The organism is Xenorhabdus khoisanae (assembly GCF_001037465.1).
GTDB lineage: Bacteria > Pseudomonadota > Gammaproteobacteria > Enterobacterales > Enterobacteriaceae > Xenorhabdus > Xenorhabdus khoisanae.
Map to the genome: position 1 here is coordinate 1 of NZ_LFCV01000128.1, position 25,408 is coordinate 25,408.

27 protein-coding genes and 2 pseudogenes are annotated in these 25,408 nt (G+C 42.5%); 5 read left to right on the forward strand and 24 right to left on the reverse strand.

Annotation, left to right across the window (positions count from 1 at the left end; genetic code table 11):
* Both AB204_RS22850 and AB204_RS16380 read left to right on the forward strand, forming a co-directional pair.
* Positions 1 to 1,271: pseudogene (locus tag AB204_RS22850) on the forward strand (hypothetical protein); the annotation flags it as partial.
* Positions 1,271 to 1,801, forward strand: a complete 531-nt coding sequence (locus AB204_RS16380; protein ID WP_047964445.1) for a tail fiber assembly protein — start codon at positions 1,271 to 1,273, stop codon at positions 1,799 to 1,801. The pseudogene AB204_RS22850 and the gene AB204_RS16380, both read left to right, overlap by 1 nt.
* A 31-nt stretch (positions 1,802 to 1,832) precedes the next feature.
* On the opposite strand, the gene AB204_RS16385 is transcribed toward AB204_RS16380, so the two are convergent.
* The 14 genes and pseudogenes from AB204_RS16385 to AB204_RS16445 form a co-directional block, all read right to left on the reverse strand.
* Entirely contained in the window at positions 1,833 to 2,450 is a 618-nt protein-coding gene (locus AB204_RS16385) for a tail fiber assembly protein (protein WP_047964446.1), read from the reverse strand.
* On the reverse strand, positions 2,450 to 3,838 hold the full coding sequence (locus tag AB204_RS23575; protein WP_324292617.1) for a tail fiber protein: 1,389 nt from the start codon (positions 3,836 to 3,838) through the stop codon (positions 2,450 to 2,452). Before AB204_RS23575 ends, AB204_RS16385 begins: the two co-directional genes overlap by 1 nt.
* A gap of 246 nt (positions 3,839 to 4,084) precedes the next feature.
* A pseudogene (locus tag AB204_RS22505) lies at positions 4,085 to 4,720 on the reverse strand (phage tail protein); the annotation flags it as partial.
* Positions 4,717 to 5,325, reverse strand: coding sequence for a phage tail protein I (locus tag AB204_RS16395; RefSeq protein WP_047964447.1), 609 nt, complete (start codon positions 5,323 to 5,325; stop codon positions 4,717 to 4,719). The gene AB204_RS16395 and the pseudogene AB204_RS22505, both read right to left, overlap by 4 nt.
* On the reverse strand, positions 5,318 to 6,226 hold the full coding sequence (locus AB204_RS16400; protein ID WP_047964448.1) for a baseplate assembly protein: 909 nt from the start codon (positions 6,224 to 6,226) through the stop codon (positions 5,318 to 5,320). The genes AB204_RS16395 and AB204_RS16400 overlap by 8 nt, the downstream gene beginning before the upstream one ends.
* A gap of 3 nt (positions 6,227 to 6,229) precedes the next feature.
* Positions 6,230 to 6,571 carry a GPW/gp25 family protein gene (locus AB204_RS16405; RefSeq protein ID WP_047964449.1) on the reverse strand — a complete coding sequence of 114 codons (342 nt, stop codon included), beginning with the start codon at positions 6,569 to 6,571 and terminating at the stop codon, positions 6,230 to 6,232.
* Positions 6,568 to 7,203 (reverse strand): phage baseplate assembly protein V, encoded by a 636-nt coding sequence (locus tag AB204_RS16410; protein WP_047964450.1) that lies wholly within the window; start codon positions 7,201 to 7,203, stop codon positions 6,568 to 6,570. The genes AB204_RS16405 and AB204_RS16410 overlap by 4 nt, the downstream gene beginning before the upstream one ends.
* Positions 7,204 to 7,380: 177 nt before the next feature.
* Positions 7,381 to 7,884 (reverse strand): lysis system i-spanin subunit Rz, encoded by a 504-nt coding sequence (locus AB204_RS16415; RefSeq protein WP_152671556.1) that lies wholly within the window; start codon positions 7,882 to 7,884, stop codon positions 7,381 to 7,383.
* Between the two features lie 63 nt (positions 7,885 to 7,947).
* Entirely contained in the window at positions 7,948 to 8,211 is a 264-nt protein-coding gene (locus AB204_RS16420; protein WP_047964451.1) for a hypothetical protein, read from the reverse strand.
* 9 nt (positions 8,212 to 8,220) lie between these two features.
* Complete coding sequence (locus tag AB204_RS16425) at positions 8,221 to 8,424, reverse strand: tail protein X (RefSeq protein ID WP_047964452.1); 204 nt, start codon at positions 8,422 to 8,424, stop codon at positions 8,221 to 8,223.
* Positions 8,425 to 8,645: 221 nt separating this feature from the next.
* A complete protein-coding gene (locus tag AB204_RS16430) occupies positions 8,646 to 8,882 on the reverse strand; it encodes a DinI-like family protein (protein WP_047964453.1) in 237 nt (78 codons plus the stop codon).
* An 18-nt stretch (positions 8,883 to 8,900) separates the two neighbouring features.
* Positions 8,901 to 9,128, reverse strand: a complete 228-nt coding sequence (locus tag AB204_RS16435; protein WP_047964454.1) for a hypothetical protein — start codon at positions 9,126 to 9,128, stop codon at positions 8,901 to 8,903.
* A 115-nt stretch (positions 9,129 to 9,243) separates the two neighbouring features.
* Positions 9,244 to 11,226 carry a replication endonuclease gene (locus tag AB204_RS16440; protein ID WP_047964455.1) on the reverse strand — a complete coding sequence of 661 codons (1,983 nt, stop codon included), beginning with the start codon at positions 11,224 to 11,226 and terminating at the stop codon, positions 9,244 to 9,246.
* A 115-nt stretch (positions 11,227 to 11,341) separates the two neighbouring features.
* On the reverse strand, positions 11,342 to 11,689 hold the full coding sequence (locus AB204_RS16445; protein WP_047964493.1) for a DUF5347 domain-containing protein: 348 nt from the start codon (positions 11,687 to 11,689) through the stop codon (positions 11,342 to 11,344).
* Between the two features lie 208 nt (positions 11,690 to 11,897).
* Here AB204_RS16445 and AB204_RS16450 point away from each other — a divergent pair, with 208 nt between their 5' ends.
* On the forward strand, positions 11,898 to 12,518 hold the full coding sequence (locus tag AB204_RS16450) for a phage repressor protein CI (RefSeq protein ID WP_047964456.1): 621 nt from the start codon (positions 11,898 to 11,900) through the stop codon (positions 12,516 to 12,518).
* Between the two features lie 122 nt (positions 12,519 to 12,640).
* Here the strand turns inward: AB204_RS16450 and AB204_RS16455 are convergent, their stop codons facing one another.
* Both AB204_RS16455 and AB204_RS16460 read right to left on the reverse strand, forming a co-directional pair.
* Complete coding sequence (locus tag AB204_RS16455) at positions 12,641 to 13,189, reverse strand: GNAT family N-acetyltransferase (RefSeq protein WP_047964457.1); 549 nt, start codon at positions 13,187 to 13,189, stop codon at positions 12,641 to 12,643.
* Positions 13,190 to 13,293: 104 nt separating this feature from the next.
* A complete protein-coding gene (locus AB204_RS16460; RefSeq protein ID WP_047964458.1) occupies positions 13,294 to 13,959 on the reverse strand; it encodes a bactofilin family protein in 666 nt (221 codons plus the stop codon).
* A gap of 1,177 nt (positions 13,960 to 15,136) precedes the next feature.
* On the opposite strand from AB204_RS16460, the gene AB204_RS16465 reads away from it, so the two are divergent.
* Positions 15,137 to 15,952: a helix-turn-helix transcriptional regulator gene (locus tag AB204_RS16465; protein ID WP_047964459.1), complete on the forward strand. Its 816-nt coding sequence runs from the start codon at positions 15,137 to 15,139 to the stop codon at positions 15,950 to 15,952.
* Positions 15,953 to 16,378: 426 nt separating this feature from the next.
* Here AB204_RS16465 and AB204_RS16470 read toward each other — a convergent pair whose 3' ends face one another.
* Together AB204_RS16470 and AB204_RS16475 are read right to left on the reverse strand one after the other, a co-directional pair.
* Positions 16,379 to 17,050, reverse strand: a complete 672-nt coding sequence (locus tag AB204_RS16470) for an epoxyqueuosine reductase QueH (protein WP_047964460.1) — start codon at positions 17,048 to 17,050, stop codon at positions 16,379 to 16,381.
* A 134-nt stretch (positions 17,051 to 17,184) separates the two neighbouring features.
* Complete coding sequence (locus tag AB204_RS16475; protein WP_047964461.1) at positions 17,185 to 17,934, reverse strand: SDR family oxidoreductase; 750 nt, start codon at positions 17,932 to 17,934, stop codon at positions 17,185 to 17,187.
* A gap of 201 nt (positions 17,935 to 18,135) precedes the next feature.
* On the opposite strand from AB204_RS16475, the gene AB204_RS16480 reads away from it, so the two are divergent.
* Positions 18,136 to 19,743 carry an AMP-binding protein gene (locus AB204_RS16480; RefSeq protein WP_047964462.1) on the forward strand — a complete coding sequence of 536 codons (1,608 nt, stop codon included), beginning with the start codon at positions 18,136 to 18,138 and terminating at the stop codon, positions 19,741 to 19,743.
* 187 nt (positions 19,744 to 19,930) lie between these two features.
* Here AB204_RS16480 and cobT read toward each other — a convergent pair whose 3' ends face one another.
* Genes cobT through AB204_RS16510 form a run of 6 tightly spaced genes read right to left on the reverse strand, consistent with a single transcriptional unit; the run spans position 19,931 to position 25,398 of the window.
* Positions 19,931 to 21,013, reverse strand: coding sequence for a nicotinate-nucleotide--dimethylbenzimidazole phosphoribosyltransferase (gene cobT, locus AB204_RS16485; RefSeq protein WP_047964463.1), 1,083 nt, complete (start codon positions 21,011 to 21,013; stop codon positions 19,931 to 19,933).
* A gap of 2 nt (positions 21,014 to 21,015) precedes the next feature.
* Complete coding sequence (locus AB204_RS16490) at positions 21,016 to 21,618, reverse strand: adenosylcobalamin/alpha-ribazole phosphatase (protein WP_047964464.1); 603 nt, start codon at positions 21,616 to 21,618, stop codon at positions 21,016 to 21,018.
* Positions 21,619 to 21,642: 24 nt separating this feature from the next.
* Positions 21,643 to 22,404 carry an adenosylcobinamide-GDP ribazoletransferase gene (cobS, locus tag AB204_RS16495; protein WP_047964465.1) on the reverse strand — a complete coding sequence of 254 codons (762 nt, stop codon included), beginning with the start codon at positions 22,402 to 22,404 and terminating at the stop codon, positions 21,643 to 21,645.
* On the reverse strand, positions 22,401 to 22,946 hold the full coding sequence (gene cobU, locus AB204_RS16500) for a bifunctional adenosylcobinamide kinase/adenosylcobinamide-phosphate guanylyltransferase (RefSeq protein ID WP_047964466.1): 546 nt from the start codon (positions 22,944 to 22,946) through the stop codon (positions 22,401 to 22,403). The genes cobS and cobU overlap by 4 nt, the downstream gene beginning before the upstream one ends.
* On the reverse strand, positions 22,943 to 24,580 hold the full coding sequence (locus tag AB204_RS16505) for a cobyric acid synthase (protein ID WP_047964467.1): 1,638 nt from the start codon (positions 24,578 to 24,580) through the stop codon (positions 22,943 to 22,945). The genes cobU and AB204_RS16505 overlap by 4 nt, the downstream gene beginning before the upstream one ends.
* A gap of 17 nt (positions 24,581 to 24,597) precedes the next feature.
* A complete protein-coding gene (locus tag AB204_RS16510; RefSeq protein ID WP_047964468.1) occupies positions 24,598 to 25,398 on the reverse strand; it encodes an ATP-binding cassette domain-containing protein in 801 nt (266 codons plus the stop codon).
* Between the last annotated feature and the right edge of the window lie 10 nt (positions 25,399 to 25,408).

Here is a 25,408-nt window from a genome sequence, read left to right on the forward strand (position 1 = left end):
GTTTGGTAGAAACCCAAAAATTGGCGGCTGGGGCATGGTCAAAATCTATTATTGGTCGGGTGAACAGTAGAGGGACATTTGCAAGCTGTAATAAACCCGGGACGTATCTCATTGCTATTGATGATTCTACAACTGTACCAGATTTTCCCAAAGTAAACGGTGTGCCAATTTATAGTTATGGCATGATGATTGTTACAGTAGGCGATCCATGTATTTCACAATTATATATATCACATCGCGGACATGTTGCTGTTCGACAATCATGGAATTCAGGTGAAGAGTATCAAGAGTGGTTTGTGCAATATAGTTCTGCAAATAAGCCATCTGCTGCAGATATTGGGGCATTTTCAAGCTCAGGTGGAAAAGTGTCAGGAATCATCCATGCCGACAATTGGATTATGGGAAAAGAATTATGGGAACGTGACCCTAACAGTGGTAAAGAAGAACGTGCCTATAGCCCGTTTAATAAACCATCCGCGAGTGACATAGGAGCTATAGCCAACCATGAACTAGCTTTTCTTGGTAATGGTGGCAAGTTTCAAGATTGTTTATTGAGCGGTTTCTATAAAGTCGGAATAGCAGATATCGCTACTGTTGCTGATGCTCCTACTCGATTTTACGGTTATGGCATCCTAGAGGTACAGAATAGTAATGGTGTTGTTTCCCAACGCTACATTTCTCATACTGGACAGGTAGCTGTACGTCAATCGTGGAGTGATGGTGGTGAATGGTTAGGGTGGAATGTGGTTTATTCATCTACATTTAAACCCACAGCTGCTGATGTTGGTGCATTCCCTATAACCGGCGGAAAGGTAAATGGTGATATAGGAACAAAAGGAAAATTAATTTTAGGAGAAACAGATAATAGTTTATTAAAAATTTATTCACATAATACAGCACACTCACCAATATATCTTTATACATTCGGGGATCTACACACTGGAGGTTCACGACATGCCATATTGGAAGCAGCAGATGATAAAGGATGGTTATGGTATAGCACCAGATTAACTTCTGATCAAATCGAATTTAAAGTTAATGGTAAAATTATTCCTAATGATTATAGTAATTTTGATGCTCGTTATGTTCAGGATATTAGATTTGGCTCTGTGGAACATTCAGCAATTTGGAAAGGTTATGGCTTTTCTGATACTCCACCGTATGTAATTACTGCTATAGTTAATGATGGGAATAACGAGCCGGATACTACTTCACGCCGTCCACTACAAAAACTTATCAATGGAACTTGGTATAATATTGGAGCTTTATAATGTTACATTTAAAAAATTTTTCCAGATATTCACCAGATACTGATGAAGAGAAAAAAATTGAACTTGAATTCCAAGCTATCTTCTATCGAAGCGAAAATGGTGATGATTGGTATAAAGATCTTCTACTATTTAAAGAAGAGACTTATAAAATAAAATATGATACCAATAATGTGATATGTTCAATAAGCAAAAAAGCTTCAACTATATGTCCAGAAGCCGGTAGTGTTGTTGAATTAGAGTATTTACCTGATGATGTAGACATTTCAGGAAATTGGCAATATATAAATGGTGATATTGTTCAACGTAAATATGAAAAAAATGAATTAATAATTCAAGCTAAAAAGAAGAAGCAGGAATTATTAAGCGAAGCTAATTTTATAATTCTCCCTCTTCAAGATGCTGTAGACTTGGCTATAGAAACAGAACAGGAAATGACAGCCTTGACAGAGTGGAAAAGTTATCGGGTGATGATCAATAGAATTGATTGTTCTTTTGCACCAGATATTAAATGGCCAAAAAAACCAAACTAAAATTATTAAAGGGGCATTAAGCCCCTGATTATTATTCTGGTTTTTTAGGCCAATTAAATTCTTTACTATCTGAAATATCAAGATCAATCAATTTAATACTATAAACTTCCCATTCTCTCAATAGTGAAATTTCTTCCTTTGAAGCCATATCAAGTCGAACTTTACGTTCCAATTGAATAATTCGTTGTTCAGCTTCATGTAACAAAGATTGTTTTTGATTTTCTATTTGTTGTAGATCATTTTTTTGTTTTTCATCAAAATCCGTCATCCATTGTTTGCCATCCCATTTATCAAATGAAGTTTTAGGCTTTAATAGAGTCAATTCAGAAGGTAACTCTCCAATTGATTGTATTTTATGGGACTGCCGGGTTTTAATATGATAAACAGTTTTTCCACGATAGTCTGGCACATTAATCCATGACTTTTCATCCTTACTGCGACAAACAGCAATATCAGCGGAGTCTGGTAATTCAGGTGCATCTAAATAAGCGCCAGCAGATAAACCGACACCAATGACAGTACGCTCCATATCGGCAAAAATATATTCTCTTGTTTCAGTATTAGCCCGATAAACCATTACCCAGCCATTAGAAGTTGCAAAACCATTTTTATCAAATTTTGGCGTTTTAATATCTGTTGTATATTTCATTATGCTGCTCTCACTATATATAAAAATGCGATATTACGGGGGCGAGTGCTAAACCACCAAGAAGCCCACCCAAACGATTTTAATGCTGCGGTAGAAACTGTTCCGGGTATACCTGAGTCGTTGTTTCCACCAGGTATTGGTACATTATTCGGCGCTTTTGCTGTATTTGGTTGTGACTGTGTTGTGAAATCGGCATTATCAAAAGGAATACCAATAGCCTCTGCATGAACTCCATGGGAATCATTCCCTGCATAATCAAGTATTGCTGTTCTTATTAGTGTGGGTGATTGATAACTGAGTAAACCACGACCATTGTCAATCCCACGTCCATTGTCCCAAGCTCGAATAAATTCACCACGCAAATCAGGAACAATTCCAGAAGGATATGCCATTGCTAACTTAGGATATTGGTTTTTATCAAAAGACTGACCATTACACTCAAAATAACCCTCGGGTGGGTTTGCATGAGACCACGGTAAAGGAACTCCCACGGGAATATTTTGTTGATGGTGCTGTAAATAACGATTGTCAAAGTTACCATAATCGTTAGGTAACATTTTTCCATTTACTGCAAATTGAATTTCATTATTAGTAGTCCTCTGGCTATACCAAAACCATCCTTTATCATCTGCTGCCTCTAATATGGCATGTCGTGTGCCTCCAGTATGTAAGTCCCCGAATGTATAGAGAAATATTGGTGAATTTGCCGTATTATGTGAAGAGATTTTTAATGAACTATTACTATTTGCACCAACAAGTAAATTTCCTTTTGTTCCTATATCTCCATTACGCGTATTAAATACAATCCTCGTTTCATTATCTGTGGCGGCTTTTAACCCTATACCATACCATGATCTAATTTCCAAATTGTTACCTTCGAAACTAGCTGCATCTTTTGTACCACCCCAAATACCATGATCTTCATTGCCGATACAAACATTAGATTTTGCTAATAATTTTTCGGCATTGATAGAACCTTGTGTTCCAATATGACCATTACGGGGATTGAAAAAAATTCGTGTTTGATCATCTAAACTTGATTTCAAACCAATGCCGTACCAAGATCTAATTTCTACATTATTTCCCTCGAAACTAGCATTATCAACCGGGCTAATATTTATTCCGTGACGTTCTCCCGTAGTTTCCTCACCAAGATTTAAGGCAGTTTTTGTCCAAAATTTATCAGCATATACCTCACCATCAACTTTCCCACCAGTTATCGAAAATGCCCCAATATCTGCAGCAGATGGCTTATTTGCAGAACTATATTGCACAAACCACTCTTGATACTCTTCACCTGAATTCCATGATTGTCGAACAGCAACATGTCCGCGATGTGATATATATAATTGTGAAATACATGGATCGCCTACTGTAACAATCATCATGCCATAACTATAAATTGGCACACCGTTTACTTTGGGAAAATCTGGTACAGTTGTAGAATCATCAATAGCAATGAGATACGTCCCGGGTTTATTACAGCTTGCAAATGTCCCTCTACTGTTCACCCGACCAATAATAGATTTTGACCATGCCCCAGCCGCCAATTTTTGGGTTTCTACCAAACCGAGGTTTTTTATAAACTCATCTTTGTTTGGAATATCCGCACCATTCTTGTTTTTTTCCAGACGAGTATTGGCATTATTATCCGCCGCCTTAGCCAAATCATATGCCGCCTTCACCGCTTTCGGTGTTGCCGCATGTGTTTCGCTATTGCTATCCACCGCGCTGCTCAGGATCACAAATCCCTTTTCTTTCAGCGTTGCATCAGGGTGGTTACGGCTATTCGCGTGTTTCTCTATGGAATCATCCACATACTCACGCGTCGCCAGAATCACAGATGGATCAACTTTCAATGTCACCGAATCCGCGCTGCTGACAATCAGAATCATGCGAATAGTCTGGGTTCGGCCGGAACCTTCCTGCAACTGGGGCTTGTAGGTTTCCGCGCAGTTACCCACGGCAATCAGGATGCCGTCTTTGTCAAACAGGCCGATTTCACGGATCCACCAGCCACCTTCGTTTTCAGGGATGACCTGTTCCGCAATGATTTGGTTGGTGTTTTTAGGATCAATGCTCAGCGTGTTAATCGCGGCACGACGTTTTTCGTTAATCAGTTTGGTTTGTTTGGTATCTGGCGTCGGCAGGCTGCCACCACCATCACCAACGGCCATATGGGTAATTTCAATTTTTGTACCCAATGCCGCAGCATTTGCCAACTTATCTGCACCTAACTGTGTCAGCAGCGCAAAAAATTTGGTACTCATGATCTAATCCTCATGTCATCTATAATATGTACGCCCGCGCCCACAACTTCTGAGCCGGATACTGTTACTTGTTCCGGGAAATAAGGGTAAACTGTCAGTTCGTCACCACTGTATGTCGCCGCTGAATAGTGATATTCACCACGTGTATCCAGGTTGATGTCCAACCCAATCAGATGTCGGCTCACTGGCTTGGCATCAAAAATCAGGTTTTCCAGTTCCTCGAACATTTCATGGGTGATGCCGTTTTCCAGTACGCCAATATCCAATCGGAAGGTGCCCGGAGCATCGTTGGTCTGCCACCATTCTTTTACGCGGATGAGATACCCCAGCGGTTCAACGACCCGCCGAATCGCACCAATCGTTCCTTTATGTTTATGCAGGAACAATGAACTTTTGATCACTTCCCTTTTGGTGCTCTCAGACCAACGTTCGTCCCAGCGATCGACTGACCATGCCCATGCCAGATAAGGCAGAAGTGAAGCCGGGCAAGTGTCCGGGTTCCACAGTTCACGTAGCGGAACCTTGACCTTTTGCAACTGAGCACAGGCTTTGGCCGCCGCAAGTTCTAGCTGGGTTGAGCCCACCGGCAGAAGGCGATCATTCATCCGAGCCTCCCATCGTCAATGTAGTCTTGGTGCAGTAAGAAGCCTGAGTTTTATCCAGCACCACGTCTTTTAACGGTGCTTTCAGTTCTACACGCTGGATACCTTCTACATGCAGTGCGGCATAAATCGCCGACAAACGAATGTCACGCCCCAGACGATGTTGCGCTTCAACATAGCGTTTTAGTTTTTGTTCAGCCGCCTTGCGGATAGGCTCTGATTCCGGTGTCGGGAAAATGTACAGCACCGCATCAATTTCATATTCCACAATATTCGCTGACTGAACTTTCAGGCGATCGGCCACTGGACGCACGTTTTCGTCGTTCAATGCCTTTTCGACTTTCTCCAATAACTCTTTCGAAGCAACACCCTTGTCTTCACGGGACATAATTGTCACGGTGACGTTAGCCGGCGATGGGCTGATTGCTGAGGCATCCGCGACACGACCATCTGCACTGCGGGCATGGTATTCATAAGCACCGACCGGACCGGCTACGCTCAAGCCTTCAAAAGCCTGTGGAATGCGCACACGGTAGTCGTTGTCAGACTCCATCACCGCAGGGGTTGGTGGTACGGTGGAGTTATCCGCAGGACGCAAGATCATGCGGGGTACGTTATTATTCGCACCCAATTGATCCAAATCTCTGCCTGTCGAATAGGCCACCATCACGGCCCGAGCTGCTTCATTAACCCGTTGGCGTAAGAGCAGTTCACGATAAACGTTCTCTTCCAGCAACTTGACCAAAGGTTCGGACTCCAGTTGCAAGGTACGAGCGATGGCCTCTTGCTGATCTTCTGGGTAGAGCGAGATCAACCCTTTTTTGCGCTCTTCCAGCAGTTGTTCATAATCCAGTGGCTCAACCACATCCGGTGGTGGCAACTGGCTTAAATCGATTGTTGGCATTGCTTACCTCACCGGAATCGAAAGTGAAAATTCTTTGGCGGATTGATGATAAGTACCCGTAATATCCACCACCATTCTGCCGTCCTGTAGGGTTTCCATCGTGATGGACGTCAGCGTCACACGTGGCTCCCAACGACTGATTGCGGTATAGCTGGCAGCCATAACCTGAAGCCGGAGCGCCGAGTTCTGTGGCCAGTCGATCAGTTCCGGTAGTAAAGAGCCGTAGGTGCGACGTGCAATACGGCTGCCCACCGGGGTTAATAAAATATCGCTGACGGATTGCCGGACATGAGCCAGATCTGTCAACTCCCGGCCCGTCAGCCGGTTCATTCCCAGATACATCATACGGGGCCTCCTGATGTGTCACCGCCTGACCTGATGCCGGTGTGTTTATGAGAATCCACGACCACGCCGTTGGAACTGAATGTGCCTCCGGTGTGTTCAATATTGCCCGTCATTTTGCCGCCATTGCGCACAATCAAGTTGCCTGTGCTCATTAGCTGCGTACAGATGACTTCCGGTGTATCCAGCGTAATTCGGGTGCTGGCGACACAGGTGATTTCCGGCGCGGTAATATGGACGGAATCCGATGCAGTCACTGTCGCGGTTTTGATGCCAGTCACAGTCAATGCGCCGGATTGCGGTTCATACTCCATTACGGCACCGTCCGGAAACTCAATATGTGTCGCTTCAGGTGATGTTGATGGAGCCGGAAACCCATCTGAAAAAATCGCAGGCAATACAAAGGCGGTGGTCAGTTCTCCGCCTATGGACAGTAATAAAACCTGCTCACCGACACTGGGCGCCCACCATGTGCGGGAGTTTCCCGCTCTGGATGTCAACCAGTGCAGCCAGTTGGTTTCAAGATTGCCTGTCGCGACCCGGCACATTCCCTTTGTGGTGTCCACTTGGGTAATGACGCCTGTTCGGATCAGGTTGCGCAATAAGCGCATCAGTTCAGTCAGTTGTGTGTTCATGACGTAAGAATGCCATGAAAAAGCAGGCCAGACATTAAACCGGGATTGTAAGAGACAACATACAAATACAGCGATAAAGTCTTTTTAAATCAATAAAATAAAAGCCTTCCTTCAGAATGAAAAAAGGCTTTTCGCTATCTTTTGAATGGAACTGAAAGGCATTAAGACAACATGCGATCATTCTGGCTTACACTGCCGGACAACATCACGCACATACTGTTGCAAGTAGTCTAATTTGGCTTGATCGCCGATGATCCCGGCTCGGATATCGTAAATAGTGCGTCCAGCTTTTGCAGTGAGTTCGACTTGGGTTCCATCGCCCACGCTGCGGGTGCCGGTATCTCGGTTTTGGGTGAGCTGACAGGTAGCAAGGTTGGCGGCGGCGATTTGCACCCGCCGATGACCAGCAGCAATGTCAGCACGTAGAACCGAATTTTCTTCGGTGACATGAGCTAATTTCCCTGAATAATATTCATCCAATTCTGCAACCCGATTTTGTGCAGTTTTCATTTGTTGGATGGCAGCCAGTGTTTCTGAACTCGCTTTTTGGTTAATGGCAACGAGCTGTGCAGCATGTTGTTGTTTCAAATTGGTTATTTCATTCAGAAACAAGGAACGATGCCCCCACCAACCAAGATTAATGCCAATTATCAAGCTCACAATTAAAGGCATTTTTTTCATCGTACCTATCCCCAACGTACCTATTCCCAACTTAATTCCCAACAAATTTGTTCAGCCTCCTGGTTACACATCTTTTGGTGCTTGATTTATCAGCTCACTAACAATCTTGGCTGATTTTGACGCAGGTTCTAATTCCAGATTTTTCAGGATGTTCTTCAGGATCAGAGTTCGTTTCATCTGCTCCCGACGATTGAGACGATAAGTTAAGATGCCGAGGGAAATGCTGGCAAATGCCCCCAGCACAAAACTCCACTCATATAAAGAAAGACCGGAAAAAATGGCAGTGGTACTGGCACAGGCATAGGTGGCGTGGCTATATTTATCCATACATTTTCCTTAATCCCAAAGCTGGATCATGGGCTTACTGGCAACAGGCATAAATTCCGGCATTTCAACTTTCGTTCCATGAGGCAATACCGCGCCAAAATCAGCCAACCCGGGATTTGCCTGCAATACACGTTCAGTCATTCCTAACGTGCGACCGTAATGGCGCCAACAAATGGCATCAATCGTTTCATTTTGTTGTGCAATAACTTGCATACACTCTCCTTTTTCTTTGCAGAAAATAGTCAGTAAATCGAAGAGTTATGATCGAATAATCGGGAAAATGCCTCAATGAGATGAGATTGTTAGGGGGATAATACAAATGAATAGCAATTTTGTTGATTTCAGTAAGCACAAAGGCAGGAAATAGCGCCTGCCTTTGTGCTGTTTTTTTATCTTATCAAAATCTATTGGAGGATATCTATGAACCGCCATATTTAATCCGGCAGCCAGCTATCATCCTCCCAGACGTTTTGAATAAGTTCCATTATGTGTTCTTGTTCGCTATTTTTTTTTGTCCCTGTCACTCTTACGGAGGTACTACTGCTGACTGCAATTCTAAAATGCGTATCAGGATAGTGTGGTAATATTCTTTTTCTTAATTCATTTTCAAGTGCAGACATAACTGCTTCAGAAACATTAGCTCGTCTATCGAAAAGTATTTCTACGCGCATCCTTTTCTCCTGCTAAATCTATTCTTCTATCGAATCTGAATTCCTTAACATTTTATTACTGGCCACCTCATTATCTAACAAGTCACCATCCAGTTTACTTTGGTAACTATTAAACCTTTTTTCATAAGGTGCAGATAGCTCCGCTATCCAAACCAGTGCCAGTTCTTTATCTTCCGCATGATTGCATTCGCAACTTGTTGCCATTCTAGCAATGAAATTGATACGTTGCGCTACCAATGATTCCATAAGAGATTCCACTGATCTATCTGCCTCCACATAAGAAACTGTATATATATACAGTACACGTAATAAGACTAAATTTAAAGTAGTTTTTACCTTTTCTGGTGATTAAATTTGATAGTTAATAACTATTGTCTGCTGTTTTAGCAGAAAAATTTGCCAATTTGGTGGATTTTTCCACTATGTGAATTCTATGATCCCGATAACACTTAAACTGTTCATCCGTACAGTTATTGACAGAACTCCAAGATGAAAATTTTTTGCTTCTTTTATAAACAATCCGTTCTGATGTAGAAGCTGTATTCGTTTTAGGAACTATGCTCCATTGGTGAATACGTGTGCAGATAAATTCCATACGGGGTAGAAATGGTGATGTCACACCTTGTATGGAATGAACATCTTCACCATAAGGACTGCCAAACGGGATATGTTTGTAAGATAAGCGAATAACCAAATCGCGACGAGCAACCCACGGCCCACCCTGTGCTTGGGTATAAGCAGCCCAATTACCTTCATCGGCTGCCTGTAAAACCGCATTGATTTTGGTATCAGACAAATGCATTTCTCTGAGGCGACGTAATTCGCGCCAAACTGAAACCGGTGCGCCGCCAATTTGTTGGAATTGCCGAATACGCCAACGACTCGCCCAGGCTGTCACTGATTTCGCCATATCGCGCAAGGTTTCGCCGGTTTCATGATCTGTTTCCTCTTCCAGCGCATAGCCATCAATATTTTTGGAAATGTACTTGGCAATATAGCCAGTTGCACTGCCTTTATTGGGATCTATCGCCCGATAATCAAAGCGGGCTTTTTTAGCGTCATCGCTCTTTAGTTCATGCTGCTCTTCCTGACGGGCATAATGCCCAAGAATCTCTCTGACCTGCTGCAAATGTTCGGGTAGCATGAACAACACCATATGCCAGTGAGGAGTACCATCATGATGGGGTTCCACGACTCGGAAACCAAATATATTGATCCCTGCACGAGCGATGGCAGCACGAGCTTTGGCCCAAACACCGCACAAATAACGCTGGGTATCAGTCGGCGTAGCGCCATCCCAATATTTGACAAAGCCCCCTTGATGCTGAACAGCATGATATTTCGCAGGAGCTGTAATAGTATAAAATTCCCCGACACAGTGCATTTTATCAGCGATATTTTCGAAACCGCGCATTCTGACCATCAACTCACAACGCCGAATCGCGGGATTAGCATTACTATGAACAACCGAATCTGCCAATGAAATTCGTTCTCCTTCTTCATTTTCCAAATCAAAATGTTTGAAGAATTCACGATTACGCCGTTTTTGTTCCAGCCATTCCCGCAGTGCTTGCCGTGAAACATAAGGAGAAGCAGCTTGCTGTACCTGCCCGACTGCAATCGCCATATGCTCAGATTGAACATCACGCAGGCGCTTTAAGCGAAAATACCACCAGCGGGCTGACATCATGCGTAACATTCCCGAACAGAGTTGATCTATAGATGGCGCTTTACGCCCACGCTTGAAACGATACCAATAAGGCGGGTTCGTATTACATTGCAAAGTCAGCTTTGCCAACAATTCGTATAACTTAGCAACACGGGAAAATAGCTTATTATCCCCCTCAAAGGAGGTTGATGGATGCTGTTGGGAGTACGCTAAAGAATAGTGCTCATAATTGCCGGAAATAAAAACGGCAACTTCATGAGCCAGTTTCAAGAGTTGTTTACGATCATATGTCGCCACCTTTTCCAGTTGCTCAATAAAAGGAAAAGGCGCTATACCAGAAACATAATGGTTGAATTGGTATCTTTTCTTTACTAACTGTAATCGTGGCAAAACATTTTGCCCGACCGTTTTTCGCAGGAAAGAATTCGCATCACGGCGGCCTGAACGGTGAAAGATATCAACATAACGGCGGCTGAAATATTTTGCCAGAAAGTCCGGCATCTGCCCGATATACTGGTGACGCCATTGATGATCGTCTGCGTTGACTTCCCATAATAAACGTTCTGCCATTGAAACACCCTGCGGCATGTTCGGCTGGAACATAGCAGTTTGTTTGTGAATAGTAGTTTGTTTGTGATCACCATTATGTTCATTAGCAGTAAAGTCACTATTCATCAATTTCACCCTATTGAAGGTATGCGTGTGCCTGGCGTATTCATGCCATATGTCAGCAATATGTCAGCTATGTCTCAGCTATGTCTCAAAATCTGCGTTTAGAAAACCGTGTTAATTAGATCGTATCGGGAGATAGTGTCAGGTACTTTGGAAACTGACTAACAACAACCTTAATATGGTTCATTGCCTTGATCAGCGCTTTTTTTTCCTCTTGGGTAAAGTGGTTGAATTCACTGTCGTGGCGGGAGCACGGGATATTCGCTAAATAGAGAATGGCGGATAACGCCCGCTTGTTCTCTTCGTAGTAGCTGTCCCTTTTATCACGCATATCAGCAAAAAAACGATTTAACTCCTTTTCATCGTCGCCCCAATACGTCGCCCGAATTCTCGACAAATGATTCAATCCTTCCAGCCGCTGGCCGAGGTTTATTTGGGCAAATTTTTCTTTCTCAGTATTCGCCATGTTTTCCCTCAACATTTTCCTACAGAACCATTTCTGACCATTCTCAATGCCATTTCTGAAATATTTTTATATGGGGCATAAAGATTGAAATCTGGGCGTTCATGATGCAATATCTCTTATTGGTTTTCATCTTAACCAATCTGGGCCCATCAAAGATCTCAATTCAAGAACTTTTATGGGATACTAATAGCTCTTATCTGTACTGTCAATGAAAAATACCAATATTGAGATCAAAATGGGGGCCGATAGTGGGGGAAGACCTGCTATTGAACGTCTTGTCCGCGCATATGGATTTAAGTCACGCCAAGCCCTAAGTGACCATTTGGGAGTTTCCAAAAGCACGATGGCAAACCGCTACCTTCGTGATAGTTTTCCAGCGGATTGGATCATCCAGTGCAATCTTGAAACTGGAGCCTCACTGCTGTGGCTGAGCACGGGTCAGGGAGAAATATTTCCAGATGGAGAAAGTGAAAAGAAAACAGAGCGACTGGAAGATATCATTGCTCCGTCGATCTCTCGTGTAAAGCTGTCAGGAGGCAGGCTAAACGAAGCTCCCCCTGTAATTTTGGATAGCGAATTAATTTCCAAGGAACACAAAAACCCACTGGTTGTTGATGATGGTTCTGCATGGTATCTGCTGGATACTCAGGAAGATAATATCCAAGATGGCCTATGGCTGGTGGATATTGAAGGCATGCACAGCATCAAGAAGATTGCCAAAATCCCGATCAGCAAGATTCGGGTCAGTGATAATGATGTCACTTTTGATTGTGCAACCAGCGACATTCAATTTATCGGCCGCGTTGCTCTGGTCATTTCCAGACAATAACAATCCGGCATAAAACGGTTTCCATCAAGGTTATCTCTATCCATTAGGATAACCTTGATGGCGTTTAATGGCGCTCACTTACAATTTCCGCAGGAATATTCGTCTGTAATGCTTAGTGCGTTTCACTCGTCATGTGAACGCCGAAGCCGATACAAGACATGCTCCCTCAATGGGTGATCTTCTGCTAATGCAGGGTGGAAAAACGTTTTTTCATCCCTGATCATCCCCAACTTTTTCATGACACTCTCAGAGCGATAATTAGAGACAGTCGTGAAAGCGACTACTTCTTCTAACCCAACTTCCGTAAAGGCGAAATCAAGAATTTTACGAGCCGCTTCACAGGCGTAACCTTTTCCCCAGAATAGCTTATCCAACCGCCAGCCGATCTCAACGAAAGGAGAAAAGGGAAATTTGATGTCAGGAATATTCAGCCCGACAAAGCCAATAAACTCACCACTCTGCTTTAATTCAACTGCCCATAATCCCCAACCGCCCTGCGTTTCAAACTTGCGAACAATATTATCAACTAAAGTATCACTCTGTTCTTTAGTCAATGTATTAGGGAAAAACTCCATCACTTCAGGATTGCTGTTTAAGCGAAAAAAAGGTTCTTTATCTTCTTCCTTCCAAGCACGAAGCCACAACCTTTCTGTATCCAATTCAACAATCATGATGCCTCCTTGAAATTCAGGTAAAATTTAACCGATAATAAAAAACTGCCGGGAAATCATACATATTCCCCGGCAGTTTTATAGTCTTATTTTACAAACGATTATCAAGCGTTATTTTTAGCTTTTGGTTTATCTCCCTGACTATCCCTAATGGCAATAACGCGTTCAATTTCTGCTTTTTTCTTATTTTCAACCTGTTCAGACTGACCGACAAATAACCCACCACGGCGAATTGACATACTTCCGCAGCGGCTGATACCTCTCAATTCGCCATGTTCCAGAATCTCCAACGTTTCCGCACAGCATGTACCTTCAACATGACCATCAATGATGATTTCAGGGGCATTGAGCTCACCTTCAATTTTGCCGGCATGCATAATACGAATTGCACCACCTTTTACGCGAATATTACCAATGACTTTACCCCAGATTTGGATATCCCCGTCCATTTCAATATCACCCTTGAATACTGAGTTTTTGGCAACAATGGTGTTGGGACGAATCTCAGCTTCAGGGAGCTTTTTCTCTTCAAACTGTATGCTCTTAACTGGTGTAGTAGAGCTGGCAACAGGTGTCTCAGTTTTTTTTCCAAACATAGCGTTTATTCTCAATTTCATATTTACAAAGTAAAATACTAAGGCTAAAAAAGATAAAATTGCTGTTATGGTACAACTAATATAAGCACCATACAGATAGAGTCCTAATGCGCTCCCCCAAAGGAGCCATAGACTGTATAAAAAAGCGTTATCTGAAAAACGATACTTTTCCATATGTTTCTCGTTTTTTTAGTTTTTTCTTATATTTCATCAGCAAATATATCTACGGATATGCCTTAGCAGGTATAGAAAAAGGGCTGTGAAAACACATCCTAGCATTGTACAAGTATAAAAAACAATCTACGAAGCTATAACAGAGGTATTTATAGCGTTATTACACGGATAAAGTTGCTATTTGAGTTTAACCCTCTGAATTGGAATTCATTTATTCTATATTTATAAAATATAAAAAACCTAACACGATAAATTTGATCGATAACAACCACATTGATCAATAACCGCGCAACAATAAAAAACAAAAGATTAATATATTCGTTTCTTACTCCCTATTTTACGGTTAAATAATGGCCTAATATACTTGTATTGCTTCTCTGGCACTTTCCATATCTACAGGGTCCTCATTATCCGAATAAATCTTTTTGTTAACTATCGTTTCTTTTTATCAGGATATGAGTGAATTAAAGAGCCTGAAACTCACATCCACAGAGATAGAAATGAGATGCCTTAGCCGAAGTAGTAAATTTATGCTTTTGATATGAATATCATTTTCTTCTTTGACAAGAAAATACAATTGACTTTTAAGATATAGAAATGATGTCTTAATGTTAACTTGCAAAATGAAACATACGTAATAATCAGGTCAAAATCCACTTTGTAATTAAAATTACAGATAATCCATTTTGTTAACTTTCACCACTGTAAATACCTCAATTAATGCTCGGAAATGATATTAGATTACGTTGCGAAATTATCCATAATCCTTTGTATTTCAACAGTTATTCATCTTATTAGCCATTAACCTACCACAGTGACCATATCCACAGAAATAAGATAAAAATCAAACAACACAAGATAAAAAAACAAACATATTATGAAAAAGTTATTTTTAATCACAAAAAAAGCAGGCCGGATAAATTTATATAAAAAATACCACTTAAACCTAACACAAATATTTATTTAGATATATAATACCCTAAGTGATTTAATTGATGTTACGCATGAAATTTCAAGATCTTTCAATCCAGATTAAACCTGCATTCTGTTTATCAATAAAGATAATCTGAGTGCCATAGGGAAGGTTTTTTCATCATCCATTAATTAATATAATAAATACACCATGCACTCATCAAAAAAAATGATTACTCATGATAAGGAAAATTAGGAGTATTAAATGAAAAGGACGACGGGCTTAAATAAAAAGAGTATTTGTACTATCCAATTAACCATACCGGACTTCAATATTCTGGAACATAAACAAAGAGGGCTGTATATTTTACTTGATGGAGAAATGGTCTGGAAAGATTGCATCAATACTTATCACATCACATCGAATGAGATCCTTTTTACTCATCCGGGAAGTTATGCTGCCAGAACCAATACGGAAAGTTGTCAGGTATTATGGTTACCATTACATATGGAGTTCCTGCGCAGTTTTTTAAAACGTTTTGGTTCGTTACTCAGCAAAATAGAGCGGCAAGATTTTCCTGCTTACAGGCTGATTCCTTTTAATCAGTTTCCCCTACTGACGGAAAGCATTCGCGGACTCGCCAATTTACTGGCTCATGATTACCCGCCAGCCTTGATTCAATTAAGAGTGGAAGAACTACTGCTGTTGCTTTCCTTGAGTGAACAGGGAGCATTGCTAATGTCTGTACTACGGAAGTTAAGCAATCGTCAGGTAGAACGTTTGCAAACATTTATGGAGAACCATTATCTAAAAGAGTGGAGATTGAATGACTTTGCACGTGAGTTCGGTATGGGACTGACTTCCTTTAAAGAACTTTTTAACAGCGTCTATGGTACTTCCCCCAGAGCTTGGATCAGCGAACAGCGTATTCTGTATGCCCATCAATTATTGCTAAACAGCGAAATGAGTATTGCCGATATTTCATTAGAATCGGGTTTTTCCAGTCAGTCCTATTTTACCCAAAGTTATCGACGGCGTTTTGGTTGTACACCTAATCGCGCCAGATATGGCAAAGATTAATGATCATTTCCTCTGTTTATTAGATCAATGAACGATTGCTTTTATCGATCAATCTTCCTTGATTGATCTGTGCAATCCATTGGACGGCAGTATCCCATCTCACATATAGTCATGGTGACTCATCACTATTCAGAGCCTAACTAGGTTCGCTCCAAGTCACCACCAGGGTTTTTATATTTGCCGTATCTTTGGCCTGCACTTGCCCGTGCAGGCTTTTTTTTATCTTCTCCTGAAATCGTCAAGCGGAGTATTATAAAATACGTAACTATCTCAATCTATATGCGAAAGCTCATCCTGAATGTTGCTGATATCCTGTTTATTGCATCCGCCGGATTAAACAAATAACAAACAAAATAGTCAGGTGAAATACTAAATAGATATTATCACCATGATTAAAGTAAAATTACTTCAAGAAAATCGATGCAATTAGCTATCTTTTTTCCCGCTATCTGCACTATAAAAGACAGTACCCAATTTTATTCTTTCACGTCCCGAAGCCAGACGATGTCGGTTCGTATCTCTGAGAGAATAAATACAACCACAATATTCCTGCTGATAGAACTCTTCACGTTTGCTGATCTCTATCATGCGGGAAGAACCACCGGCTTTTCGCCAGTTATATTCCCAATACATGAGTTCAGGATAATGAGAAGCGGCCCGAACACCACATTCATTAATTTGCTGCATATTCTTCCAACGAGAAATACCCAGCGAGCTGGTAATCACAGAGAAACCATTTTCATGGGCATATAACGCGGTTCGCTCAAAGCGCATATCAAAACACATTGTGCAACGAATACCACGTTCAGGTTCATTTTCCATTCCTTTCGCGCGTTCAAACCAATTATCACGGTCGTAATCAGCGTCAATAAAAGGAATACCCATTTGCTCCGCAAAACGAATATTTTCATCTTTGCGTAGTTCATATTCTTTTAGGGGATGAATATTGGGATTATAGAAAAATATCGTGAAATCAATCCCTGAAGCCAGCATTGCTTCCATGACTTCCCCAGAACATGGCGCACAACATGAGTGCAGCAACACTTTATTGTGCCCATTTGGCAGTGGGAGCGGGTTACGTTCATAGTTCAATAACATAATATCCTTTACCTGATTCAGACAATAAAAATCAGGAAGAGAATATCATCCCCTTCCTGTGTTTATTGGGTAGCCATTTTACCCTTTTCTTCTGTATTACGGCAATCATGTTACTACAATCCTTGTAAAAGCAATCAGATTTCCTGTACTTCAGGCAGAACCTGTCCTCCATCAACAACAATTGTTTGCCCGGTAATATATTTCGCCTCATCAGATGCCAGAAAACAGGCTGCATAACCGATATCTTCTGGTGTCCCCAATTCTCGCATTGGTGTGATATTTTTCGCATGATCAAGGAAATCATCACCAAATGACTGTAAGCCTTCAGTCATGATCATGCCCGGCATAACGGCATTAATGGTAATACCCTGGCCTGCATATTCCAATGCAGCACTACGCATAAACCCTAACTGCCCTGCTTTACTTGCACCATAGTGACTGTAGCCTGAAAGACCCGTGATTTCTCCGGTTATTGAAGAAGTAATTACAACTCGTCCATAACGTTGCTTTTCCATCACATTCAATGCCGCTTGAACTAAGAAAAATGTCCCTTTGAGATTGACAGTATGAACTAAATCCCAATCTTCAACGGTCATGTCTTTAAGATAATGTTGTGGAAAAATACCTGCATTAGAGCAAAGAATATCGAGCCTGCCATATTTTTTAACAATCTTATCAATGACACTTTTACATTCAGCCTGATCCGTAACATCAAGGGAAATAAAATCAACCCCTAGCTCTTTAGCGACTGATTCCCCTTTCACGCTATCAGTACCCGCGATAATGGTAATCGCACCAGCTTGCTTCAACACTTTTGCAATGCCCTTGCCAATACCTTTGGTTCCACCTGAGATAAAAGCAATTTTTCCTGCTAAATTAAACATAACTGTTTCCTTTTATATTAATAGATGGAGTTTTTTTATTAAGTTGAATGTAATTTTTCAATATATTTTTTAGTGATTGATTCATCAATATTAATAAATGGAAACAGTATATTAAAAAATATCCTTATTATATTAACATAATGTTAATTATTTGAAGTTATCCTGTTAATTTTAAAGGGCATGACAAAATGAGGTAAAAATATGACTCTCGATAATTCATTCCTAAATAAATATGATGGCACAGCATTATCACCGATTTTATTTCTTAAAAGAGCCGTATTAAGTGGTGGCGATGATATTGCCGTTATCGATGGAAAACACCGTTGGACATGGCGCCAATATGCCAATCGCTGCGAAAGAATTGCTATCTCACTTCAACAAATGGGGGTGAGTAAAGAGAGCGTCGTATCCGCTCTTTTACCCAATACCCACGAATTACTCGAATTACATTTTGCTATTCCTCTGGCTGGTGGCATTCTTAATGCCCTGAGTACACGGACAGATGCAGCGACATTAAATTTTATTTTTGAAAAACTCGGCCCCAAAATATTATTTATCGACAAGAGTTATATTTCGTTATTAGATAATGTTACTTTCAATAGTCAAATCAAGATAATTATTGTTGATACGAATAATTCAACCACCTCAATATATACAACTGAATATGAATTTATTCCTTATGAATCATTGATAACCGAAAACATATCAAAAACCCTATCATTTACCCAGATTGACGAACAAGAAGCCATCAGTATTAATTCGACTTCAGGAACCAGCGGGCAACCTAAGCTAGTCGTTTACTCTCACCGTGGCGCCTATCTTAACGCCATTTCCAATATATTGGATTGGGATATGCCCAAGCGCTCTGTCTTTTTATGGACACTTCCTATGTTTCATTGTAATGGCTGGTGTTTTCCATGGGCAATTGCAGCACGGGCTGGCACTCATGTCTGTATGAAAAAATTTGATGCAGAAGAAGTAATAACGCTTATGCAGGAAAATAATGTAACACACTATTGTGGTGCCCCAATTGTTCACTACTCTTTGGGCAAAGCGGCACAAAAATACGGAAAACATTTTGGTGGTCGCGTTTATGCACTTATTGCAGGAGCCCCGCCAACAGAAATGGTATTTTCTCTATTGGATTCCATTGGCATTACGGCAACACATGTCTATGGTTTAACCGAGACTTATGGGCCTGTCGTTATCTGTGAAAATAAACCTGAGTGGGAAGATTTGCCAAGATCAGAAATGATATTAAAGAAGATGCGCCAGGGGATCGTTTCCAATTTACAGGGGCAGGTTAGTGTTATTGACGAAAATAACGGACTGGAAGTTCCTTTTGATGGCAAAAGCATTGGGGAAATTGCCATCCGTGGAAATATTGTCGCTTCTTACGATCCGGCACGTCATGTTACGCCAGAGACGACCAGCCAATGGTTTTATACCGGAGATTTAGCCGTTGTTGACCCTGATGGCTATATCAAAATCATCGATAGAAAAAAAGATATTATTATTTCCGGTGGTGAGAACATTTCCAGCCTTGAATTAGAAAATGCCCTATCCAGTTATCCCGGTATTTCAGCCGCCGCCGTCGTCGCGAAACCTGATCCTTATTGGGGAGAAGTTCCCCATGCCTTTATTGAATTAGATGAAAATAGTTCAGTGATGGAACAAGAATTAAATGATTATATTTGTACGGTAGTAGCACGGTATAAACGGCCGAAAGGATATACTTTTTTAACACTACCCCGAAATGCGAATGGGAAAATTATGAAAAATCTATTGAGAGAACATGTTAAAAATTAAGCTTATATACTCAATGGATTTCAAGATGCAGCCAACAAAGCTGCAACTTGAAAAACGATGGGTATAAGACATTAACAACAATTAAATTATAAGCTTTTATAAGATTCATTGGGCTTACATAAGCCATATTGCTCTGGAGCCGGGCCTGATTCTGGAAAATAAGATAATGATATGACTTTGACCTGAGTTATATTTCCAGAGGTCGCGTTATGTGCGACCTTTCTGGTATCGGCAAACTGATCCCGCTAGTTGCCAACTTACCCATATGACAATACATCGCGCAAGCAGCATCAATCAAGGACATGGCAATAGCCGCCCCGCTGCCCTCACCAAGACGCAAATCTAAATGCAGATAAGGTTGCAGATTCAAATGATATAATGCCAGTGCCGAGCCTTTTTCTGCCGACATATGGGAAGGGATACAATAATCCCGCGCAATGGGCGAGATCTGACACGCTGCCAGCGCTGACGCATAAGATAAAAAACCATCAAGTACAACAGGCACTCCGGAAGCCGCTGCTCCCAGAATCACGCCCGTCATGCCGACAAGATCAAATCCCCCGACTTTTGCCAACACATCAAGGGCGTTTCTGCTATCCGGCCGATTGACAGCAATGGCTTGCCGTACAATGGATTGTTTGTGCACCAACTGCTCAGGGGGAAAATTCGCCCCTAACCCGACCACATCACAGGGATCACTCTCTGTCAGAACACAGGTAACCGCAGCCGCCGAAGTCGTATTGGCAATGCCCAGCTCCCCTACGCCAAACACCGTTATCCCTGCTGCAATACGCTGCTGCACCAGTTGTGCACTTGACAGCAATAGCATTTCAGCCTGCTCGTAATCCATCGCCGATCCCTGCGCAATATTACCGCTCCCTCGCGCAACTTTCAGAGACAACAAATGTTCAATCGGCTCACAATCAATGCCAATATCCACAGGCAAAACCTGCGTTCCACTGTTTTTCGCCAACACACAAACACCTGTTAATCCCTCCAACATATTGCGTGCCTGTATAGCCGTGACATTTTTAGGCGAAATAGCTACACCTTCATCATATACACCGTGATCAGCGCACATCACAATGATCTCTTTTTGCAGATCCCGCAGATCACGAATGCCTGACATGCCGGACAATTGTATCGCCAGCGTTTCAAGCCGCCCTAAGCTACCCAACGGCTTGACCAAACTGTCAATGTGCTGTGCCGCTTTTTCCATATTCACCCGATTTAAGGGGCGAATTGCACTAATCAAAGATTGAAGAGTCATCTTTATCCTTCCGGCCAATATTCGGTCTGAACATTAAATGCACGCAAGATAATAAATCCCGCGTGATTATCGACAATACTGTAAGTGCCCTGTTGAAAGGGAAAAGACCACATGGCGGTTACCGGCAGTTTGAGTAATCCGGCAAGCAATAATCCCAAAACCCCCTGATGCGCAACAATCAGACGATTTACTGAAACCGCATCAGAACGTAATTCTTCAGTGTACTCTTTCACCCGCTCCGCAAAATGCCTGAATGATTCCCCCTCCGGTGGGCAACCCTGTTGCCAGTCCACCAGCCAGCGTGACCAAGCCTGTGGATCTTCTTTAGCGATATTTTCGTGATGACGCAATTCCCATGCCCCAAAATCCAATTCATTGAGACGGCTGTCATTTTGTATGCCTGATGAAGAAATGATTTGTGCTGTTTGGTGTGCTCGCTGCTTTTTACTACAGTGGACGGATTGAAAGGTAATATTTTTCAATGCAATGGCAAGCTGTTGCGCCTGCTTCACTCCTACTTCCGTCAAGGGTAAGTCAGTTTTGCCGCAAAAGACACCATCAATGTTGGCTTGTGTCTGCCCATGCCGTACGAGAAAAATCCGCATTTGATGATTCTCTCCCTACGTATCTTATTTATTCCACGCCATCACCAATAAAAAAACCACTTCCCCTGCTTCAATGGAAGCGCCCAATGTATCGCCAGTTTGCCCGCCAAGACGATAATTGAAAAACAAAGCAAGTCCATAAACCACAAGCAGTGTTATCATCATTGCCGTCAGGCCTTGCCAGTTTCCCAGAGCCATCACCAAGACTCCCCCTACTAATAAAGTCAACGCAGTAGAGTAAGATGAGATTCGGCCAATATAACTACTTCCCATCCCTTCACCTTCACGGGCATAACGTTGCTCATACATTAAAAGTACTACCGCTGTGCGCCCGACAATCGGTGCACATGTCAATATCGCGAGCAGGTCAAAAAAGGAGTAATAAGAGATTTCTGAAACAGTTAATGTTTTAATCAATATGCAGAAAATTAACCCGATGCCGCCATAAGTCCCAAGCCGGCTATCACGCATGATCTCCAACATTTTTTCTCGCTGGCGGGCGGAGAAGATCCCATCACAGGTATCCGCCAATCCATCTAAATGTAGCCCGCCCGTTAGCAGAGCCAATGCCAGTACATAACCAATTGCACTGATATACATGCCTCCACCAGACTGGCTGATAGAGAGCGAGACCAAACCAGCCAAGCCACCGACAATCAGGCCAACCAATGGAAAATAGGGAACACCACGCCAATATTGTTGGAAATGAACCCCCGCCCCCCATCTTTCAGGAACAGGAAGCCGTGTCAAAAACTGTAATGTGGCCCAAAAAAGGCTCAGTTTCATTTAATCTTTACCTCAATGCCTGAAACCAAAAACCAGACTTCTTTAGCCGCCCGTGCTAGCTTTTGGTTGACACGTCCGGCGATATCGACAAAATGGCGCGCCAATCTGTTTTCAGGTGTGATGCCCATCCCTAATTCATTGGTCACCAAACAGACTGGCGTAGGGCACATCACGCTGGCATCAATCAGGTCATCAATCTGATGATGGATAGACACCTCCAATGATGCAAAATCCAGTTCATCAGGTGATCTTCCACCCGATAAATCAAATAATAAGTTAGCAATTAATGTCGTGACACATTCAAGTATAACGCCCTCTTGGGGTTGGCGGTGCTGGCGGATAACGAAACCTAAGTTTTGATGGCCTTCCCAAGTCCGCCAATGTGCCGGGCGTTCCTGTTTATGTCGCTCAATACGGGCTGCCATTTCCGCATCTGTCACCTGAGCCGTGGCAATATACAATACTTGTTCGCATTGTTCAGCAATCAGGCGTTCAGCATGGCTGCTTTTTCCACTGCGCGCCCCTCCTGTCACCAAAATCATGGCGTGACTCCATCATATGCTATGCTTCTTTCTCTCAACAATTCGTGCTCACGCATTAACTGGTAAATCCGCCCGATATCCAGATGTTCACGCATGCTGGCAGCCAATATGTTGAATTGTTTTTCTTTATGTTGGAAGTAACTGAAAGCCATATTTTCCAATGGCGCGTAACCCTTATATATACGGAGCTGATTTAATAACGACCGGGTGAAAGCATTCTGGTCAAACAAACCATGCAGATAACTTCCCATCACCAAGCCATCCTGAGTAACAGCGCCATCAAACCAGATTTTTTCCTCACCATTATGTAAATGCATTTTGGCGAAAGGCGTTGCCTGCTTACCAAGCCGGGTCATTCCCATATGAATTTCATAACCCGTAATCGGCTGTTCACTGCATAAATTCAGCATTCCCGATAATGCCGGCATCACAACGCCCGTCACTTGTGCCGTCTGCTTTTCGTGAGCGAATTGTGTTTCAGTATCCAATAATCCCAAGCCTGCCATTTGAGTTAAGCCGGATTCCACTTCATCCACAATCTGCTTCCCTAACATTTGGTAACCGCCACAGATCCCAATAATCGGCACTTGTTTCTGATGGGCATTTTTCTGGTGAACGTTTTTTTGGTGAACGTTTTTTTGGTGAACATTGATAATAGCCTGATCAAACCCTTGGATTTTTAGCCATGCCAGATCACTTAAGGTATTTTTACTGCCGGGAAGAATAATAAGATCAGCGCCCTGAAGCGCAGCAGGCTCAGAGATATAACGCAGGTGCACATCCGGTTGAGCCGCCAGCGCGTTGAAATCCGTAAAATTGGCAATATGAGGGTATTGAATCACCGCGATATCGAGATAATCTCCTGCTTCTTTCTCCGACTGATCATGTTTCCTCAACTGCTCATGTTTCCTCAACTGCAAAGCAACACTGTCTTCATCTTCCAGATCAAGATCCAGCCACGGCAAAACACCCAAGATCGGGACTTGCGTCAAGGCTTCGATCTGATCAATACCTGATTTTAATAACGCAGGATCACCACGAAACTTATTGATAATCACGCCCTTGACCCGTTCTTTTTCCTCTGGTGTGAGTAAGGCCAGCGTGCCGTAAATCGATGCAAATACCCCACCCCGATCGATATCCGCCACAAGGATCACTGGCGCATCCACTAATTCAGCCATGCCCATATTGACGATATCGCGATCACGCAGATTGATTTCTGCCGGACTGCCCGCGCCTTCTAACACCATAATGTCCGTTTCTGCCGCCAGGCCGTTATATGCCTCCAGAATTTGCTGGAGCAGTTGGGGTTTATGTTCGTGATATTCCACCGCATTCATGCTGCACATTACTTTTCCCATGAAAACCACTTGCGCTTTGCGATCGCTGGTGGGTTTCAGCAACACAGGGTTCATGCGGACATCCGGTGCAATACCTGCTGCTTCTGCCTGAAATATCTGCGCTCGTCCCATCTCTTTGCCATCGGCAGTAATGCCAGAATTCAGTGCCATATTCTGTGATTTGAAAGGAGTACAGCGATAGCCATCCTGCGAGAATATTCGACAAAATCCCGCCACCAGCACACTTTTTCCTACATCAGACGCGGTTCCCTGAATCATCAGCGATAATGTCATTGTCTGTTCTCCCTTATTTAATTGGCTTCACGCAAAATCGCAAAAAGTTCCTGCTCACTCTTACACAAAGGTAAACCGGCTTCGCAATGGAGTTTCACTAACCACGGCTGTGTTAAGCCCGCCTGTTCAAGTTGTGTTTTTTCCCGCAGTACAATCTCCGGTTTACCGGCACTGATCATTTCACCATCCGATAATACATACAAACCATCACAGATCTGATAGATCAAATCGATATCATGACTGGAAATAATGATCCGCTTCCCTTTGTCGGCAATCATACCGATGATTTCCAACATTTGTTTGCGGCCTGCGGGATCAAGCCCTGCGGTGGGTTCATCCAATAGCAAATAATCAAACTCCATCACCAATGCTCCCGCAATGGCGACACGCTTTTTCTGTCCGAAGCTCAAGTATTGAATGGGTTTGTTACGGAAAGTATGAGCATCCACCAAGTTCAGCGCCTGTTCGATCCTGCGCTGAATTTCAGTTTCATCAACCCCCAGATTACGTAAACTGAAGGCCAGATCACTTTCTATATCTGTATAAAAGATCTGTTGATCGGGATCTTGGAACACGGTAACAACATGCTGTCGCAACGCCATCAAACCTTTTTTGCTGTAATCCAATGGCGCATTATTCCACCAGACCGCTCCTTGCTGTGGACGCAAAACTCCGGAAAGATTCATCAGTAATGTCGATTTACCACAACCATTCGCTCCGATAATTCCGGTAACTTGATGACGGCTGAAATCAAGGGTCAGATCTTTCAAGATAGGTTCATCCTGATAACCGAAATACAGTGCCCGTGTTTCTAACATATTGTCCGCC